The organism is Bradyrhizobium erythrophlei, assembly GCF_042430365.1.
GTDB classification, from domain to species: domain Bacteria; phylum Pseudomonadota; class Alphaproteobacteria; order Rhizobiales; family Xanthobacteraceae; genus Bradyrhizobium; species Bradyrhizobium erythrophlei.
The window spans coordinates 1-17991 of the sequence record NZ_JBHMET010000218.1; the positions used below are offsets into that span (position 1 = coordinate 1).

The 17991-nt window shown below is 65.5% G+C and carries 15 protein-coding genes and 1 pseudogene; 5 read left to right on the forward strand and 11 right to left on the reverse strand.

The window, feature by feature from the left end; all coding sequences use genetic code 11:
- Positions 1 to 317: 317 nt before the first annotated feature.
- A complete protein-coding gene (gene queC, locus ACFFWD_RS30105) occupies positions 318 to 1031 on the reverse strand; it encodes a 7-cyano-7-deazaguanine synthase QueC (RefSeq protein WP_376971531.1) in 714 nt (237 codons plus the stop codon).
- Between the two features lie 185 nt (positions 1032 to 1216).
- Here queC and ACFFWD_RS30110 point away from each other — a divergent pair.
- A pseudogene (locus tag ACFFWD_RS30110) lies at positions 1217 to 1300 on the forward strand (nucleoside triphosphate pyrophosphohydrolase); the annotation flags it as partial.
- Between the two features lie 103 nt (positions 1301 to 1403).
- On the opposite strand, the gene ACFFWD_RS30115 reads toward ACFFWD_RS30110, so the two are convergent.
- Positions 1404 to 1691 carry a hypothetical protein gene (locus tag ACFFWD_RS30115; RefSeq protein WP_376971533.1) on the reverse strand — a complete coding sequence of 96 codons (288 nt, stop codon included), beginning with the start codon at positions 1689 to 1691 and terminating at the stop codon, positions 1404 to 1406.
- Positions 1692 to 1810: 119 nt separating this feature from the next.
- On the opposite strand from ACFFWD_RS30115, the gene mazG reads away from it, so the two are divergent.
- Complete coding sequence (gene mazG, locus ACFFWD_RS30120) at positions 1811 to 2656, forward strand: nucleoside triphosphate pyrophosphohydrolase (RefSeq protein ID WP_376971535.1); 846 nt, start codon at positions 1811 to 1813, stop codon at positions 2654 to 2656.
- A gap of 214 nt (positions 2657 to 2870) precedes the next feature.
- Here mazG and mgtE read toward each other — a convergent pair whose 3' ends face one another.
- Both mgtE and ACFFWD_RS30130 read right to left on the reverse strand, forming a co-directional pair.
- Complete coding sequence (mgtE, locus tag ACFFWD_RS30125) at positions 2871 to 4241, reverse strand: magnesium transporter (RefSeq protein WP_376971537.1); 1371 nt, start codon at positions 4239 to 4241, stop codon at positions 2871 to 2873.
- A gap of 145 nt (positions 4242 to 4386) precedes the next feature.
- Entirely contained in the window at positions 4387 to 5376 is a 990-nt protein-coding gene (locus ACFFWD_RS30130) for an SMP-30/gluconolactonase/LRE family protein (RefSeq protein ID WP_376971539.1), read from the reverse strand.
- Between the two features lie 110 nt (positions 5377 to 5486).
- Between ACFFWD_RS30130 and ACFFWD_RS30135 the strand changes: the two genes are divergently transcribed.
- The gene (locus ACFFWD_RS30135) at positions 5487 to 6374 is read left to right on the forward strand and encodes a LysR substrate-binding domain-containing protein (RefSeq protein WP_376971541.1); all 888 of its coding nucleotides are present in this window, start codon (positions 5487 to 5489) and stop codon (positions 6372 to 6374) included.
- On the opposite strand, the gene hflX is transcribed toward ACFFWD_RS30135, so the two are convergent.
- The 7 genes from hflX to dusB all read right to left on the reverse strand — a co-directional run bounded on the left by hflX (position 6364) and on the right by dusB (position 15853).
- Positions 6364 to 7773 carry a GTPase HflX gene (hflX, locus tag ACFFWD_RS30140; protein WP_376971543.1) on the reverse strand — a complete coding sequence of 470 codons (1410 nt, stop codon included), beginning with the start codon at positions 7771 to 7773 and terminating at the stop codon, positions 6364 to 6366. The two genes, ACFFWD_RS30135 and hflX, sit on opposite strands and share 11 nt — an antisense overlap.
- Positions 7774 to 7784: 11 nt before the next feature.
- Entirely contained in the window at positions 7785 to 8033 is a 249-nt protein-coding gene (gene hfq / locus ACFFWD_RS30145; RefSeq protein WP_006020546.1) for an RNA chaperone Hfq, read from the reverse strand.
- 259 nt (positions 8034 to 8292) lie between these two features.
- The gene (ntrX, locus tag ACFFWD_RS30150; protein WP_376971548.1) at positions 8293 to 9663 is read right to left on the reverse strand and encodes a nitrogen assimilation response regulator NtrX; all 1371 of its coding nucleotides are present in this window, start codon (positions 9661 to 9663) and stop codon (positions 8293 to 8295) included.
- A gap of 17 nt (positions 9664 to 9680) precedes the next feature.
- Positions 9681 to 12047, reverse strand: coding sequence for a sensor histidine kinase NtrY-like (locus ACFFWD_RS30155; RefSeq protein WP_376971550.1), 2367 nt, complete (start codon positions 12045 to 12047; stop codon positions 9681 to 9683).
- A 180-nt stretch (positions 12048 to 12227) separates the two neighbouring features.
- On the reverse strand, positions 12228 to 13670 hold the full coding sequence (gene ntrC, locus ACFFWD_RS30160; protein WP_376971552.1) for a nitrogen regulation protein NR(I): 1443 nt from the start codon (positions 13668 to 13670) through the stop codon (positions 12228 to 12230).
- A 9-nt stretch (positions 13671 to 13679) separates the two neighbouring features.
- Positions 13680 to 14855, reverse strand: a complete 1176-nt coding sequence (locus ACFFWD_RS30165) for a two-component system sensor histidine kinase NtrB (protein WP_376971554.1) — start codon at positions 14853 to 14855, stop codon at positions 13680 to 13682.
- On the reverse strand, positions 14852 to 15853 hold the full coding sequence (gene dusB, locus ACFFWD_RS30170; RefSeq protein WP_376971647.1) for a tRNA dihydrouridine synthase DusB: 1002 nt from the start codon (positions 15851 to 15853) through the stop codon (positions 14852 to 14854). Before dusB ends, ACFFWD_RS30165 begins: the two co-directional genes overlap by 4 nt.
- A gap of 286 nt (positions 15854 to 16139) precedes the next feature.
- Between dusB and ACFFWD_RS30175 the strand changes: the two genes are divergently transcribed.
- The gene (locus tag ACFFWD_RS30175; protein ID WP_376971556.1) at positions 16140 to 17336 is read left to right on the forward strand and encodes a bifunctional 2-C-methyl-D-erythritol 4-phosphate cytidylyltransferase/2-C-methyl-D-erythritol 2,4-cyclodiphosphate synthase; all 1197 of its coding nucleotides are present in this window, start codon (positions 16140 to 16142) and stop codon (positions 17334 to 17336) included.
- Position 17337: 1 nt separating this feature from the next.
- Positions 17338 to 17940 carry a CinA family protein gene (locus ACFFWD_RS30180; protein WP_376971558.1) on the forward strand — a complete coding sequence of 201 codons (603 nt, stop codon included), beginning with the start codon at positions 17338 to 17340 and terminating at the stop codon, positions 17938 to 17940.
- Positions 17941 to 17991: the final 51 nt, after the last annotated feature.

Below are 17991 nucleotides of genomic sequence, written 5' to 3' on the forward strand. Positions count from 1 at the left end.
AACAAAGATGTGTGCATTAGATAGCCGGCGAGACCGGGCTTGTTTGTCACCGTCATCCGCAAGACGCGTTAGCCTCTTGCGGGGAGACACCTGCCACTGGGGCGTCAGGACCACACGATTTCACCGTCCGCTTCACGCGTGCTCGTCAGTCACGCACTTGGCGTCCACCGCATCTCGACCCAACACTCGTGACGATCGCGAAGCGCCCCTCAGGCGGGTGAGACGGGTCGATCTATACACTGATTTGCGATTCCGAAAAACCGAAATATTTTTGCGCCGGGGACTTGCGCCGTCGGGCAAATCAGTGCTTGGGGCGTTCACGTGCTGGCCGCATACTCCCGCCAGCCCTTGGCACGCAGGCTGCACGCCGGGCATTCTCCACAACCGTAGCCCCAGTCGTGCTGCGCGCCGCGTTCGCCGAGATAGCAGGTGTGGGAATGCTCGCGGATCAGGTCGACCAGCCCTACCCCGCCGAGCTCATGCGCGAGCCGCCAGGTCGCGGCCTTGTCGAGCCACATCAGCGGCGTGTGCAATTCGAAGGTCCTAGCCATGCCGAGGCTAACCGCCGACTGCAACGCCTTGATGGTCTCGTCGCGACAATCCGGATAACCGGAGTAATCGGTCTCGCACATGCCGCCGATGATGTGGCGGATGCCGCGACGGTAGGCCAGCGCCGCCGCGAAGGTGAGGAACACCAGGTTGCGGCCGGGCACGAAGGTGTTCGGCAGCCCGTCCTCGCCCATCGCGATCGCGACGTCGCGGGTCAACGCGGTGTCTGAAATCTCCGACAGCGTCGGGATCGCAAGCGTGTGGCTGTCACCGAGCTTGGCCGCCCATTCAGGCCGCAGCGACTTGATACCGGACAACAGGCGATCGCGGCAGTCGAGCTCGATCGCGTGGCGCTGGCCGTAGGAGAAGCCGAGCATCTCGACGCGGGCAAAGCGCGACAATGCCCAGGCAAGGCATGTCGTGGAATCCTGGCCGCCGGAGAACAGCACCAGTGCGGTATCGGAATTGGTCTGATTGCTCATGGAACGCGCTTATAGCGTTTTCGAGCGAAGTGGGCACCGGTTCGCGTGAAGAAAACGCGCCAAATAAGACTCACTTCGGAACGCCACGGCCAATCGGTGGACAGTGCCGCGATTCCGGCGTGTTTTGCTGGGATCGGCGGGGGCGTTTTGGCATAACAGCCCGGTCCCTCACGCGTCGGTGCCTCATGACCCCTTCCCGCGATGTTTCCCGCCTGATCGAGATCATGGCCGCCCTGCGAACGCCGGTGACCGGCTGCCCCTGGGAAGTCTAATCTACATTTTGAGGCTCAATCCGGACCAAAGAAAAAGCCGCCCGGAGGCGGCTGTCATCTGGACGATCAACTCCTCACGCCACTTTCGACCACGAGTGTCCTAAGTTGAATTCGGGAGTGTCCTGATCTGTTGACGAAGCCACGGTATGCCATCGAACGCGGCTTGCTCCGCCTCGCGGGCGGATGCGAAAAGGCCGGATCTCTCGGTCGGCGACCAGTAGACGCCTTCGTATTCGTCCCCCTGAATCTCAGCCTCGCCTCTGTATTCGTAAAACCCATCATGACGTGCAAGGATATAGACCTTCGCCTTGCCATCGGCTCGGTCAATCACCTTGATGCTTTTTGCATGCGTCCACATTGGCTTCCGGAAAGTTGGCGGCTTCTTCATATCATGCCACGCCTGCATGTATGCTGTTTTAGTCCGTCCATAGCCTCCCATTAGCGGCAGTGCATACGCTTGCGATTGAGTTTCGCTATCGGATCAACTAGTTGGATCGAATTACATACATGAAGCCCTCCCGAGACATCTCCCGCCTCATCGAGATCATGGCCGCTTTGCGGGCGCCCGAAGGCGGCTGTCCGTGGGATCTCGAGCAGAACTTTGCGACGATCGCGCCTTATACGATCGAGGAGGCCTATGAGGTCGCGGATGCGATCACGCGCGGCGATTTCGACGACCTACGCGATGAGCTCGGCGATCTCCTGCTGCAGGTCGTCTATCACGCCCGCATGGCGGAGGAGCAGAACGCCTTCGCCTTCGGCGACGTGGTCGAGGCGATCACGACCAAGATGATCCGCCGGCATCCGCATGTGTTTGCCGACGAGGACGGCAACATCCAGCCCGCCGGCGTCAAGAGCGCGTGGGAACGCATCAAGGCCGAGGAGAAGGCCGAACGCGCGGCGCGGCGGCTGCCGGAAGAAACCGCGCACAAATCCCTGCTGGCGAGCGTCAAGGCCGGTCTCCCCGCACTGACGCGCGCGATGGAGCTGCAACGCAAGGCCTCGACCGTCGGCTTCGACTGGAACGACCCGCGCGCGGTTCTGAACAAGATCCGCGAGGAGGCAGACGAGATCGAGGCCGCTCTCGACGGCAAGGACAAGGAGGAGCTTGCGGCAGAGACCGGCGACCTGATGTTCGCCGTCGTCAACCTCGCGCGCCATGTCGGCGCCGATCCGGAGACCGCGTTGCGCGCGACGAATGCGAAATTCGAGCGGCGGTTTGCCTATATCGAGCGGGCCCTGGCGGCGCGCGGCCGTTTGCTTGAGGACGCGACGCTGGAGGAGATGGACGCGCTGTGGAATGAGGCCAAGGCCGCTGTCGTCCCGGCGAAGGCCGGGACCCATACCGCGTGATCCATCGATTGGACGACGTTGCGAGTAACGCGCGCATGACGCCGGCCCTGCGCCAAAGGCGAGCGAGGACGGAACTGCGAGCTTGCGTAACCATGAAGGCCGGTGGTTATGGGTCCCGCCCCCGTGCGCAATTGCGCACTAGGCAGGGACGACGGCGAGTTTGTGGACGCAGCGAGAGCGGGTGGCAGCGGCTTGCCTCCCCCGCTGCCACCCCTCACAGGAGCGTGCCGCGAAGGATGACGGCCGCGACCCCGAAATAGATCACGAGGCCGGTGACGTCGACCAGCGTGGCGACGAAGGGGGCGGACGCGCTGGCGGGATCGAACCCGATGCGCTTGAGGATGAACGGTAGCATCGATCCAGACAGCGACCCGAAGGTCACGATGCCGACCAGCGCGGCGCCGACGGTTGCCGCCACCAGGCCCCAATGGGGGCCGTAGTCGAAGATGCCGAGCGTCTGCCAGAGCGTGATCCGCGTCATGCCGATCACGCCGAGGATGGCGCCGAGCGCGAGCCCGGTCGGCAGCTCGCGCAGGGCGACCCGCCACCAGTCGCGCAGCCGCAGCTCGTGCAGCGCCAGCGCGCGGATCAAAAGCGACGTCGCCTGCGAGCCGGAATTGCCGCCCGAGCTCATAATCAGCGGGATGAACAGCGTCAGGACGATCGCCTTCTCCAGTTCGCTCTGGTAGGTCTGCATGGCGCTGGCGGTCAGCATTTCCGATAGGAACAGCGCACACAGCCAGCCGCCGCGCTTCCTGATCATCTCGGCGAAGCTGATCCGCAAATAAGGCTCGTCGAGCGCTTCCATGCCGCCGAACTTCTGGGCGTCCTCGGTCGATTCCTCGACGATGGTGTCGATGACGTCGTCGACCGTGACGATGCCGAGGATACGGCCCGGACCGTCGACGACCGCGACCGCGAGCAGGTCGTAGCGGGAAATCAGCCGCGCCGCCTCCATGCGGTCGGCTTCCGGCGAGATCATCAGCGGCCGCCGCGCCGGTGCGGCGGTCAGGACATTGGCATGCGGATCGCCCGAGATCAGGCGACGCAGCGGCACCGCCTGGATCAGGGTCTTCTTGACCGGATCGACCACGAAGATCGAGTAGACGGTTTCCCGCGTGCGCTCGACCATGCGGATGTGGTGCAGGACCTCGGCGATGGTCCAGGTCGACGGCACGCTGACGAACTCGGTCGTCATGATGCTGCCGGCCGAACGCTCGGGATAGGCCAATAGCCCCGAGATGACGGCGCGCGTCTCCGGATTGAGCCCGTTGAGCAGCGTGGTCCGTAGCGGCTCGACCAGTTCCTTGAAGATGTCGGCGGCGCGGTCGTCGGAGACGCCGGACAGCAGGGTGACGGCGGTTTGTGTCGGCAGCGCCGAAATGATGTCGCAGGTGTTGGCAAGGCCCGGCAGATCGAGCACCTCGATCGCCTTCTCGGCCGGCAACGACTGCAACATCGCGGCCGCTGCCAAGGGCTCCTGCGTATTCAGCGCCTCGACGATATCGGGCGCCCGCTCGTGAGCAAGGTCCCCGTTTACGTTCGCGGGCTTCTCACCCGCCACGACTTCGCCGGAATTCTGCATCGATCGGCCTCGCCTTTGCGTCCAGCAGCGCAATGGACCAAGGCGATGCGGATTTCAAACAGAAAGTGCGGCGGCTGGTCGCAGGCCGGCGACGTCACGGCGTTGTCATATTTCCGAGTGTGCGGCTGCCGAGGCGCCCAGCCGCTCAGATGGCCGGCGCAAAAATCCCGATCCGCTCCCCGGTGAAACTTCCGACCCATATCTGCTCTCCCACCATCAGCGCTCCCGTCGCGCCGCCGAAACCGCTTGCCGTCGCATCGGCCTCGTCCATGACAATCAGCGGCTCGATTGCAAGGCTCACGGGATCGACCCGCGCGACCTTGAACGCCAGCGGGCAGCGCTCGCCCCTCGCCTCGCAGCCGAACACCGCTTCAGGCCGATCGGCCTGGCCCGCGAGCAGAAGATATCCATCGGAGGTCCAGCGCAGATTGTCCGGCAAGAAGTCGGTCTCCGCGCTCGAGACCGGGCGGCCGTGTTCATCGAGCCGCCACACCCGGCGTGCCGCCCACTCGCAGCCGATGACGGATCGTCCGTCACCCGACACAGCGATCCCATTGGCCCCCGACATCTGAAGGTCGCCGAAGCGGCTCCAGCCCGTCGAAGGCGACCAGCGCCAGACCTGCCCGGTCGCTTCAGCACGCGCGAAACGGGAGAGCTTGTCGTTGTCGGCGGGGTCGAACATGCTGGTCATGACAAAGCCCCCGTCGGGCAGATGAGCGACGGCATTTGCCGACGTCTGGGGCGGTTGCTCGACACGGTCCCCCTCCACAACGACCGGCCCCTCCTGGCGGAGTTCAAGCACCAGCCGATCGATCGCCTCGCCGCCGCCATGGTCGACGACCAGGAGCTCAAAGCGGCCGTCCGCGAGGAGCCGCGCCGCGATCCCGTGCGGATCGAAAATGTGAGGCCCGAGCCGGGCTTTTTCGCCGGCTGTTTCCCAGCGCAATTCGCTTGCGCGTGACGGCCGAGCGGTGTCGACCTTGAACAGGCAACCGGCGTGGCGCGCCGAGCGCATGCCGCTCACGATGACCCACGAGGTGCCCGGAAGCTCGACCAGGTCTTCCGGATTCCAAACGCCTTCGACGAATCCGGTCAGTTCATAGCGCGGGCGGTCAGTGCAGGTCTTGCGGGTCATCGTTCACACCTCGATTTGTTCCGGTCGGATCGAGGATAGAAAGGACATCGCCCGGCATCATCGGGCAGAAACTCGCGACATCAGCGAACAGAATTCGCTAATCTGTATCAATGGAAAGCCCCCCATCGCTGCACACCTTTGTCGCGGTTGCCGAGACCCTGAGCTTTGCGGCTGCCGCGCGAAAGCTCGGCCTGTCACCGTCTGCCACCGGAAAGGCCATCGGCGCGCTGGAAGCGCAGCTCGGCGTCCGCCTGTTCACGCGCACCACGCGACGCGTCTGCCTCACGCCTGAAGGCGAGCTGCTGCTTGGCCGTGCGCGGCGGCTGCAGGATGACTGGCGCGAGACCACCGCGCTGCTGTCGGAATCGACGGGCGAACCGCAGGGATTGCTGCGGATCAGCCTTCCGGCCGTGGGTTATCACCTGCTGGCACCGCATCTTGCGGAGTTCACGCAGGCATATCCGAAGATTCGTCTCGATCTGGATTTTGACGACCGGATGCGGGATTTGGTCGCAGATGGCTTCGATCTCGCGATCCGAAGCGGCGAATTGCCCGATTCGAGCCTGACGTCGCGCAAGCTCGGCACGTTTCGCTTCATCCTGTGCGCCGCGCCCTCTTATCTCGCCGAACACGGAGAACCCCGCGATGCCGCCGAACTGACGAACCATCGCCAGATCCGCTTCCGACACCCCGACACTGACGTGATGCAGGTCTGGCGGATCGCCGGCGGATCGCGCGCGGCTGTCGAGGAGGCAACGCCCTTTGTGGTCTGCTCGAACATGGAGGCCGTGCGTGCGGCCGCGCTCGCGGGGCTCGGACTTGCCTGGTCGCCCGACTTTCTGGTGCGCGATCTCGTTGCCTCCGGAACGCTACGAATTGTGCTGGATGCCGAGGCCGTCGAAGGCGTGTTCTGGCTGCTGTGGCCGTCCGGCAGATACGGTTCGGCGCGACTCCGCGCCTTCCTCGATTTCGCTATCAGCCGGCTGCTTACCGCCTGACGCGCTGCCGCTCAGTTGCGGCTTGATGCGGCACGGCATCGAACCGCGACATCACGATGTCGCGCTTGGTCTCGTCGACGCGGACCGTCATGTCGAAGCGCTCGCCGTGCAGCTCCTTGTTGAGCACCTCGGCATTGCGGTGCAGCCAGCTGATGCCGGCGCCGTCGGAGGCGTCAATCGAGAGATTTAGCGTCATGCGCTTCTTGGCGAGGCGGTCCTCGATCGCGGTCAGGAGCTCGTCGATCCCCTCGCCGGTCGCGGCCGAAACCAGGAAGCACGGCCGCTCCGGCGGGCGGCGCGCGGCGATGTTGCGCAGGTTGTCGCGCTCCTCGGCGTCGAAACGGTCGATCTTGTTCCAGACCTCGATGATGCGCTGGCCGCCATCGGCGTCCGGATCAATGCCGAGCTGGCGCAGCACGGCCTCGACGTCGCGCTCCTGCGCTTCGGCGTCCTCATGCGAGATGTCGCGGACATGCAGGATGATGTCGGCCTCCAGCACCTCCTCCAGCGTGGCGCGGAAGGCGGCGACGAGCTGGGTCGGCAGGTTGGAGATGAAGCCGACGGTATCCGACAGCATCGCCTTGCCGCCATACGGCAGGTGCAGCGCGCGCAAGGTCGGGTCCAGCGTGGCAAACAGCATGTCGGCGGCCTGCACATCCGCCCGCGTCAGTCGGTTGAACAGCGTCGACTTGCCGGCGTTGGTGTAGCCGACCAGCGCAACGACGCGATACGGCACGCGCTGGCGGCCGGCGCGATGCAGCCGCCGCGTCGCCTGCACCTTCTTCAATTCTCCCTCGAGCTTGGTGATGCGCTCGCTGATCAGCCGCCGGTCGGCCTCGATCTGGGTTTCACCGGGACCGCCCATGAAGCCGAAGCCGCCACGCTGGCGCTCGAGATGGGTCCATGACCGCACCAGGCGGCTGCGCTGGTAGTTGAGATGGGCGAGCTCGACCTGCAGCGCGCCCTCCTTGGTCTTGGCGCGGCGGCCGAAGATTTCCAGGATCAGGCCGGTGCGGTCGAGCACCTTGGTGGTCCAGGCCTTCTCGAGGTTGCGCTGCTGGATCGGCGACAGCGCGCAATCCATCACCACGAGCTCGACATGATTGCCGGCAACGAGGCCGGTGATCTCCTCGACCTTGCCCTTGCCGAGATAGGTGGCGGGACGGATCTGGCTGATCGGCGCGACCACCGCCTCGACGACGGCGAGGTCGATGGCGCGCGCAAGACCGGCGGCTTCCTCGATCCGCGCTTCGTAGTCGCGAACAGATGAATCCGTCTGCGCATCGCCGTCGCCGCGGCGCGCACGCAAGTACGGGCCGATGACGATCACCCGCCCGGTGTTGCTGCTCCCCGCCGACCGCGGACGGTCGGCGCCCCCTTCACGGTTGAAGGGTTCCAATCAGTTCACTCTCAAGCCGGCGCATCCTCGCCGCCTTCGAACAGCTGGATCGGAGCGCCCGGCATGATGGTCGAGATCGCATGCTTGTAGACCAGCTGCGAGTGACCGTCGCGCCGCAGCAGCAGACAGAAATTGTCGAACCAGGTGACAATGCCCTGCAGCTTCACTCCGTTGACCAGAAATATCGTCAGTGGCGTTTTGGTTTTACGAACGTGGTTCAGGAAGGTGTCTTGTAGGTTTTGTGCGCGGTCTGCCGCCATTTGTTTTTGTCCCGCAATCTTGTGTTTCTTTTTATTGAACCGGTTGTTGCTCTCTCACGGAGCCTGCCCCGGCTGCCCACCTGCCCTGAGATCCCCCTCCGACAGGCGTAGCGTTAGGATTAGAGGCTACGCGCGCATCTTAGGCAAGCCAGTTCGCGCGCCACTCCGTAGGAACACGGTGGCAATTCTAAGAAAGCACGTGGAAAGAGACGAATATTCTCATTCAAGTGGATGAATTGCCGCCGTCCGGGTCGGCCGCCTAGCCGACCCCGAGTGCCTTCAGCTTGCGATGCAGCGCCGAGCGCTCCATGCCGACGAACTCCGCAGTGCGCGAGATATTGCCGGAGAAGCGGCTGATCTGCGCGATCAGGTAGTCGCGCTCGAACACCTCCCGCGCCTCGCGCAGCGGTAGCCCCATGATGTGCTCGCCATTGTTGGAGGTCGGCATCGCCGGCACCATTGAGCCAACGTCCTGCGGCAGCATGTCGGCGGTGATGATCGCCTCCGGCCCGCCGCCGGCGAGAATCATCACGCGCTCGACGTTGTTGCGGAGCTGGCGGACGTTGCCGGGCCAGACATGCGATTGCAGCACCGCCATCGCATCCTGCCCGATCTGCCGCTTCGGCAGGCCGGTCGCGACCGAGATCTGGTCCATGAAGTAGTCGATCAGCTCCGGAATGTCCTCGCGCCGCTCCGACAGCGGCGGGACGCGGATCGGGACCACGGACAGACGGTGGTAGAGGTCCTCGCGGAAATGACCGGCCGCGATCTCCTCCTCCAGGTTGCGCGCGGTGGAGGAAATGATGCGGACGTCGACATGGACCTTGGTGGTGCCGCCCTGGCGCTGGAAGGTCTGGTCGACCAGCACGCGCAGGATCTTGTTCTGGGTCTCGCGCGGCATGTCGGCGATCTCGTCGATGAACAGCGTGCCGCCATGGGCCTCTTCGAGCGCGCCCGGCTTGCGCTGCTGTTCGCCGTTCGAGCCTTCGATGCCGAACAGCTCGACCTCCATGCGCTCCGGCGTGATCGCCGCCGCGTTGATGACGACGAACGGCCCCTCGGCGCGGGTGGAGGCATTGTGCAGGGTGCGCGCGGCGAGCTCCTTGCCGGCGCCGGAGGGCCCGACGATCAGGATGCGGCTGTTGGCTTTGGCGGCGCGGTCGATGGTCTGGCGGAGCTGGTTCATGCAGGCCGAGCGGCCGGTCAAAACGCTAGCCGCCGGAGCGAGTTGCTTCAATTCCTTCACTTCGCGCTTGAGCCGCGAGGTCTCCAGCGCCCGGGTGGCGACCAGGATCAGCCGGTCGGATTTGAAGGGTTTTTCGATGAAATCATAGGCGCCCCGCTTGATCGCGGCGACGGCGGTCTCGATGTTGCCGTGGCCGGAGATCATCACGACAGGCAGATCGGCATTGTCCTTCTTGATCTGCTCGAGCAGCTGCAGCCCGTCGAGCTTGGAGCCCTGCAGCCAGATGTCGAGAAACACCAGATGCGGGCGGCGGTTGGCGATCTCGGCGAGCGCCGAATCGCTGTCGCGCGCGGTTCGTGTGGAAAATCCCTCATCGTCGAGGATGCCCGCAACGAGATCGCGAATGTCTGCTTCGTCGTCGACAATCAGAATGTCACTTGCCATGGGTTACACCTGCCTTGTCAGTCGCCCGTCGCGGCTTTGATTTTTGGTTCATTGTTGGTCGCTTGTGCCGGGTCGCTGGTCGGCTCCCTCGGCGAGTTTTTTTCAGTGCCCTGTTCGGTCGATTCCGGTTTCGCGTCGGATCCTTGCTCCTTGTGCTCCGGCTTGGCCGCCTGCCCCGACACGGCGAAGCGCAGCCGCATCCAAGCGCCGCGCTGGCCCTCGCGGAAATCAGACGCGTCCTTGAGCTCGATGCGGCCGCCATGGTCTTCCAGCACGCGGCCGACGATCGCAAGCCCAAGGCCGGTGCCCTTCTGCCGCGTCGTCACATAGGGCTCGAGCAGCCGGGCGCGCGCCACCTTGGGCAGGCCGATCCCGTTGTCGACGACGTCGATGATGATGTCGTCCTTCTCGCGCTGGGCGACGACGTCGATGCGTCCCTTGCCGAGCTCCTCGGGCGGGACCTGCTCGATCGCCTCGGTGGCGTTCTTGATGATGTTGGTCAGCGCCTGCGAGATCAGCCGGCGGTCGAACTGCGCAGGCAGCGGGGCCTGCTTGATGTCGGCCTCGATGTCGAGGTCGGGGTGGCCGACCTTCATCAGGAACACCGCCTGCCGCACCACGTCGGCGACATCCTCGCCTTCCATCACGGGCTTCGGCATCCGCGCAAAGCGGGAGAATTCGTCGACCATCCGCCTGATATCGTCGACCTGGCGCACGATGGTGTCGGTGCACTGCTCGAAGATCGACTTGTCCTTCTCCTGGGTGATGGTCTTGCCGAACTTGCGGCGGATGCGCTCGGCGGAGAGCTGGATCGGGGTCAGCGGGTTCTTGATCTCGTGGGCGATGCGGCGGGCGACGTCGCCCCAGGCCGAGGTGCGCTGCGCCGACACCAGCTCGGTGATGTCGTCGAGCGTAATGATGTAGCTGTCGCGCGAGTGGCTGGTCTGCTCGGCCGAAATGCGCACTGACAGGTTCCGCTCATGGCCGTCGCGGCTGATGGTGATCTGGCCCTGCACCAGCCGCTGGGTCCCTTCCCGCGCCGTCTTCATCATGTCGTCGAGCTCGGGCAGCACGTCCGACAGCGGATGGTCGAGCGTCTCGGATTCGGCATGCCCGATCAGCTTCTCGGCCGAGCGGTTGAGGATGCCAACGCTGCCCGAGGCGTCGACGCCGATGATGCCGGCGCTGGCGGAGGACAGCACCGCCTCGATGAACCGGCGGCGGCTATCGATCAGCTCGCTGGCATTGACGAGCTCGTCGCGCTGGGTGCGCAGCTCCTGCGTCATGTTGTTGAAGGTCTGGCCGAGCTGGGCGAGATCGCCCTCGGATTTGACCACCGGCACCTGCACGTGCAGGTCGCCGGTCGAGACCTGGTTGGCCGCGCTCATGATGTTGCGGATCGGCTCGACCAGCCAGTTGGCGAAATTCAGCCCGATCAGCACCGAGGCCATCAGGATGGTCAGCGCGATCACCGCAAACATCAGCGCGAAGGTGACCTGGATGCCGAGCCGGCGCGATTCGATCTGGGCATATTCGGCGACGCTTGCCTCGGTCTGCTTCAATTGGCCGACCACGCGCGGGTCGAGCAGCCGCGCCACGTAGAGAAAGGTGTCGGTATAGGCGCGCAGGCGGATCACCGCGGCGACGTAATTGGCCTCCGGGAACACCGCGATCTGCGGCTCGTTCTCGTCGACATTGGTGAGGAAGTCCGCCGGCGGGCTGGTGAAATCCTGCCTGATGCCGGTCTGCGCCGTCATCAGGACGTTGCCGTCCTTGTCGATCAGCATGGCGCCCGGCAAGTTGCGCGACGCCGCGTTCGCCGTCAGCAATTCGAGGAACGACTTGCGGTCCTGGTCATAGAGCGGCCGGGCATGGGACATGTCGTTGGCCATGCCGAGAATGTCGCCGCGGATCAGCTGGGCGTGCTCGTAGGTGTAGGCGCGCGCCACGATCAGCGAGTTCTGGATCACCTCGCGGGTCGGCCCCGAAAACAGCCGGTCGAGGCCGCGGTCGATGGTCACGTTGGCGACGATGGCGACCAGCACCGCCGGCAGCACCGCGATGATCGAAAACAGGCTGACGATCTGGACGTGCAGCCTTGCCGCCGCCCGGCCACGGCGCCGGGCCTGGATCACCTTCCAAACCTCGCGGACGATGATCCCGACCAGCAGCAAGATGCTGGCGGCATTGATAAGCAGGAAGGAATAGACGACATGCTTGGTCGGCTCGATCGGGGTCAGGCCGCTCAGCACCACGAAGGTCAGAAACGCCGACAGCAGCGCGGTGAAGGCGGCGAACGGCGCCAGCCACCGCCGTAGGGCAAAGCCCTTGGGCGCGGCAAGCGACGTGTCTAGCGTTGAAGCCGTGGTCTCTGCGCTCGTCATTCCGGCAATGGCTAAGGTGAGGGCCTTCCGTCCGTGGGATTTCGGACTGATGCAATCATACCACAATGTTGCCGAATTGCGACATTTCCGCGGCGCCAACTGCGCCGAAGATCGCTCTCCCCAGCGCCATTGCGCCTCATCCGTGAGGAGACCGGACAGATCCGGCCCGGTCGTCGCCCCCTAGCTGCCGCTGCGGTAGACCTGAATATCGAGGTCGCGGATCTTCTTGCGCAGCGTATTCCGGTTGAGCCCAAGCAGATCGGCGGCCCGGATCTGATTGCCGCGGGTGGCGGCCAGCGCCGCGGTGAGCAGCGGCACCTCGATCTCCTTGAGGATGCGGTGATAGAGGCCGGGCGGCGGCACCCCGTTCGGGAAGCCCGAGAAGTGCGAGGACAAATAGGCCTCGACCGCGCCGCCGAGATTGTCGACGCCGACGGTGGCGTTGCCGCCCTGCGCGACGGCCGGCGGCGCCAGCTCGCCGTCGATCACCGACGAGGTGATGACGTCCTGCGGATAGAGCGCGGCGAGCCGCCGGGCGAGGTTTTCCAGCTCGCGGACGTTGCCCGGCCAGCGGTGCTGCTTGAGCCGCTCCAGCGCCTGGGCGTCGAGTTTCTTCGGCGGCAGGCCATCCTTCTCGGCAAGCGAGAAGAAGTGCCGGATCAAGTCAGGCAGATCCTCGATCCGCTCGCGCAACGGCGGCAGCCGCAGCGGCACCACGTTGAGGCGGAAGAACAAATCTTCACGGAACAGCCCCTGCTGGATCAGGATGCGCAGGTCCTTGTTCGAGGCGGCGACGATGCGCACGTCGGTCTTGATCGGGGTGCGACCGCCGACGGTGGTGTATTCGCCCTGCTGCAGCACGCGGAGCAGACGGGTCTGCGCCTCCATCGGCATGTCGCCGATTTCGTCGAGGAACAGCGTGCCGCCTTCGGCCTGCTCGAAGCGGCCGGAGGCGCGGGTGTTGGCGCCGGTGAAGGCGCCGCGCTCATGGCCGAACAGCTCCGACTCGATGAGGTCGCGCGGGATTGCCGCCATGTTGACCGCGACGAACGGGCCGTTGCGGCGCTTGCCATAGTCGTGCAGCGCGCGGGCGACCAGCTCCTTGCCGGTGCCGGATTCACCCGAGATCATCACCGTGAGGTCGGTCTGCATCAGCCGCGCCAGCACGCGGTAGATTTCCTGCATCGCCGGCGACCGGCCAACCAGCGGGATCGAGTCGAATTCGGAATCATCGGCCGGGTTGGCAGCCCGCTCCTTCGGTTCGGCCAGCGCACGGCCGACGATGGTGATCAATTCCTTCAGGTCGAACGGCTTCGGCAGGTACTCATACGCGCCGCGCTCGGAGGCGCGGATCGCGGTCATGAAGGTGTTTTGCGCGCTCATGACGATGACCGGCAGGTTCGGCCGCATCTTCTTGATCCGCGGCAGCAGGTCGAACGCGTTCTCGTCCGGCATCACCACGTCGGTGATGACGAGGTCGCCCTCGCCCTGGCTCACCCAGCGCCACAGCGTTGCGGCATTGCCGGTCAGGCGCACCTCGTAGCCGGCGCGCGAGAGCGCCTGGTTCAGGACAGTCCGGATGGCGGTGTCGTCGTCGGCGACAAGTATGCTACCTGCAGGCATTGGAAATCCTCATCGTGCATCCTGAGAGGCAGGCGACGGCGTACCCGGAACGTCATCGCGGTTGCTTTGGTCGTGTTGCTTGGCGGCGCTGTACATCGGCATCAGCACGCGGAACGTGGTCTTGCGCGGCTGCGACTCGCATTCGATGATGCCGCCGTGATCGCCGACGATCTTGGCGACCAGCGCAAGGCCTAGGCCGCTGCCGGTCTGCTTGGTCGTGACAAAGGGATCGAACAGGTTCGGCAGCAAATCTTCCGGCACGCCGCTGCCATTGTCCTTGACGCAGAACTCCAGCGGCAGCGACACCCGCGACTTCTTGCCCGGGACCGACAGCCGCACGCCCGGCCGGAACGCCGTGGTGAGCTGGATCTCCGCATCGGTGCCGAGATCGGCAACCGCCTCGGCGGCGTTCTTCACCAGGTTGAGGAACACCTGGATCAACTGATCCTGATTGGCCAGCACCGGCGGCAGCGACGGATCGTAGTCCTCGATGAAGCGAACGTTGCGCGCAAAGCCCGATTGCGCGAGCCGCTTTACATGGTCAAGCACGGAATGGATGTTGACCGGCCCGCGCGCCACCGGCCGGTCGTCGCCGAACACCTCCATGCGGTCGACCAGCGTGACGATGCGGTCCGCCTCGTCGCAGATCAGCCGGGTCAGCAGCCGGTCCTCGGAGGAGGCCTGCTGCTCCAGGAGCTGTGCCGCGCCGCGGATGCCCGACAGCGGATTCTTGATCTCATGGGCAAGCATCGCCGCGAGCGCGATCACCGAGCGCGCGGCGCTGCGGTGGGTGAGCTGGCGGTCCATCTTGTCGGCGATGGTGCGCTCCTGCAGCATCACAACGATGTGGCCCGGCCGTTCGGTCAAGGGCGCGACGTGGAGGTCGACCTGGCGGTCGCCGCCGATCCGGGGCGTCCCGAGATCGACCTTGTATTCGTTGACCGGCGAGCCGCTGCTGCGCACCTGCTCGATCAGCGCCAGCAGCGGGCTGCCGAACGGCACGAGCTCCTTGAGCGATTGGCGGCGCAGGAACTGGGTCGAAATCTCGAAGAAGGATTCGGCGGCGATGTTGGCGTCGACGATCCGCCCGTCCGGCGCCACCAGCAGCACGGGATTGGGCAACGCGTTGAGGATCGCCTCGCCGTCGGTCGGCACCGGCCTGCGATGTTCAGCGGCTGACGTCATGCGGCAGCACTCCAGGCAAAATCGTCATAGGCGTGTTCGAGCGCGCGATGCACGGTGGACGGTTCGTCCGAGGTCAGGATCTTCTGCCGCCAGCCTTTCAACGTCGCGGCCGGCGCGCGGCTACAGCCGGCGGCGATCTCGAGCGCCCAGCCGAGATGCTTGCGCGCATGCTTCAGCCCGACGCGGACGCCGTAATGGCTGCAAACCTCGTCGTAGAGCGCGCGGATGTGCTTGAGCTGCTCGGCCAGCGGCGGCGCGACCTCGGTGACGCCGGTCTCGAGCCGGCGGCCGATCTGGCCGGGCAGCCAGGGCTGCCCCTGTGCGCCGCGGCCGATCATGACCGCGTCGGCGCCCGACATCTCGAGCGCCGAGACTGCCTTCTCGAACGAGGTGATGTCGCCGTTGACGACCACGGGGATGGCAACCGCGTCCTTCACCGCACGCACGGCCTTCCAGTCCGCCTCGCCCTTGTAGAACTGGCAGCGGGTGCGGCCGTGCACGGTGATCATCTGGACGCCGGTGGCTTCCGCCCGGCGCGCCAGCTCCGGCGCGTTCAGCGCGCGGTCGTCCCAGCCAAGCCGCATCTTCAAGGTCACCGGCACCTTCACCGCTGATATCGTCGCGTCGATCAGCGTCACCGCATGATCGAGGTCGCGCATCAGCGCCGAACCGGACTGGCCGCCGGTCACGTGACGGGCGGGGCAGCCCATGTTGATGTCGATGATGTCGGCGCCGGCGGCCTCCGCGATCCGGGCCCCCTCCGCCATCCAATGGGTTTCGCAGCCGGCCAGTTGGACGACATGGGGGCCGATTCCTGCCGCTTCGCAGCGCAGTTTGGACATCGGCTTGCCGTTCACGAGATCATCGCTGGCGGTCATCTCGGAGACCACGAGCCCGGCGCCAAGGGCCGCGGCGAGTCGCCGAAAGGGCGCGTCGGTGATCCCCGACATGGGCGCGAGGAGAACCCGGTTGGCGACAGCAATATCGCCTATTGTCAACGGGTTACGAGCTACACTTTGCACGCCGGTCACGGCCGTCTCGTCGTTCTGTCGACCACGTCATTGCAGCCGATGTCGGGTATTCTGAGCACAAATCTTGTGCAGTCAAGCGTCATGCCTACAGTTTAGACAGTTCTAGCATTTGTGCAAGTGCACTGCAACAAAATCTGCTTTTCCCACAGCGATTGGGAAAGCTCTGTTTTTGCGCACCGGGCATGGTAAGGGCTGTGCGCGGCGAGCCCCGCCGTCCCCTCCTCATCCCCGATTCGTCTGTCGTTGGTTCAAAATGCCGAAGTCTGAGCGTACCGCAGCCATCCTTGTCGCAGCCGGGCGTGGATTGCGCGCCGGCGCAGGCGGGCCAAAGCAATACCGGACCATCGGCGGACAGACCGTGATCTATCGTGCGATGGAGGCTTTCTCCGGGCACCCCGACGTGTTTGCGGTGCAGCCTGTGGTCAATCCCGACGACGCCGCGGTGTTCCGCGAGGCCGTCGCGGGACTGCGCCATCGCGCCCCGACCAATGGTGGCGCGACGCGGCAGGCCTCCGTGCATGCCGGGCTCGAGGCGCTCGCAAGCGAGAAGCCGGACATCGTGCTGATCCATGATGCCGCACGCCCCTTCGTCACCCAGACCGTGATCTCGCGCGCGATCGCCGCCGCCGGACGCACCGGTGCCGCGATCCCGGTGATCCCTGTCACCGACACGATCAAGGTCACCGGCGATAGCGGTGACGTCGAGGCGACGCCGGATCGCGCGCGCCTTCGGATCGCGCAGACGCCACAAGCCTTTCGCTTTGACGTGATACTGGAGGCGCATCGTCGCGCGGCGCGCGAGGGCCGCAGCGATTTCACGGATGATGCGGCGCTTGCGGAATGGGCGGGATTGACGGTTGCGACATTTGAAGGTGATCCTGCCAACATGAAACTCACCACACCGGAAGACTTCGTGCGCGAGGAAGCGCGGCTCGCCAGCCAGCTTGGCGACATCAGGACCGGTACCGGCTATGACGTCCACGCCTTCGGCGACGGCGACCACGTGATGATCTGCGGCGTGCGCGTGCCGCACACCAAGGGATTCCTCGCCCATTCCGACGGCGACGTCGGCTTGCATGCACTGGTCGATGCCATTCTCGGCGCGCTGGCCGACGGCGATATCGGCTCGCACTTCCCGCCGAGCGACGCCAAGTGGAAGGGCGCCTCCTCCGACCAATTTCTGAAATATGCCGTCGAGCGCGTCACCGCACGCGGCGGCCGGATCGCCAATCTCGAGGTCACGCTGATCTGCGAGCGGCCGAAGATCGGCCCGTTGCGCGACACCATGCGGGCGAAGATCGCCGAAATCTCCGGCGTCAACGTCTCGCGCGTGGCGGTCAAGGCGACCACCAGCGAGCGGCTCGGCTTCGCCGGCCGCGAGGAAGGCATCGCAGCGACGGCAAGCGCGACCATCCGCTTGCCCTGGGACGACAAAGGCTGGAGCGCGTAACATGGGCGGCAGCGACGCTCGTGCCCTCTCCCGCTCGCTGCTCGACCTGTGCCGGATGCGCAAGCTGACCATCGCGACCGCCGAATCCTGCACCGGCGGCCTGGTCGCGGGCGCGCTCACCGACATACCCGGCTCCTCCGACGTCATCGACCGCGGCTTTGTCACCTATTCCAACGAGGCCAAGCGGATGATGCTTGGCGTGAAGGCGGCGACGCTCGAGACCTTCGGCGCGGTCAGCAAGGAAACCGCGACCGCGATGGCGATCGGTGCCCTGGAAAAGGCCGGCGTCGACCTCGCGGTCTCGATCACCGGCATCGCCGGTCCGGGCGGTGCGACACCGGGCAAGCCGGTGGGTCTCGTGCATTTCGCGGTCGCCGCGCGCGACGGCCGCATCGTTCACCGCGAGCAACGCTTTGGCGCGATCGGCCGCAGCGCGGTGCGCCAGCGCTCGGTGGTCGAGGCGCTGCGTATGTTGATGGAGCTGGCGCGCGGCCCGCAGGCAGCCGTCAAGCCGCGCCGCGAGGCCGCGAGCCGCTTGCGTCCGCGCGTCGCGCGCTCGCCGCGCAGTCACGCCGCGAAGCGCCGGCGTTCGCCGCGCGGATAAGCCGCGACCGTTGAGTCACCTGCGCCGGACGGTTTTGCCTGTGACGCCCGC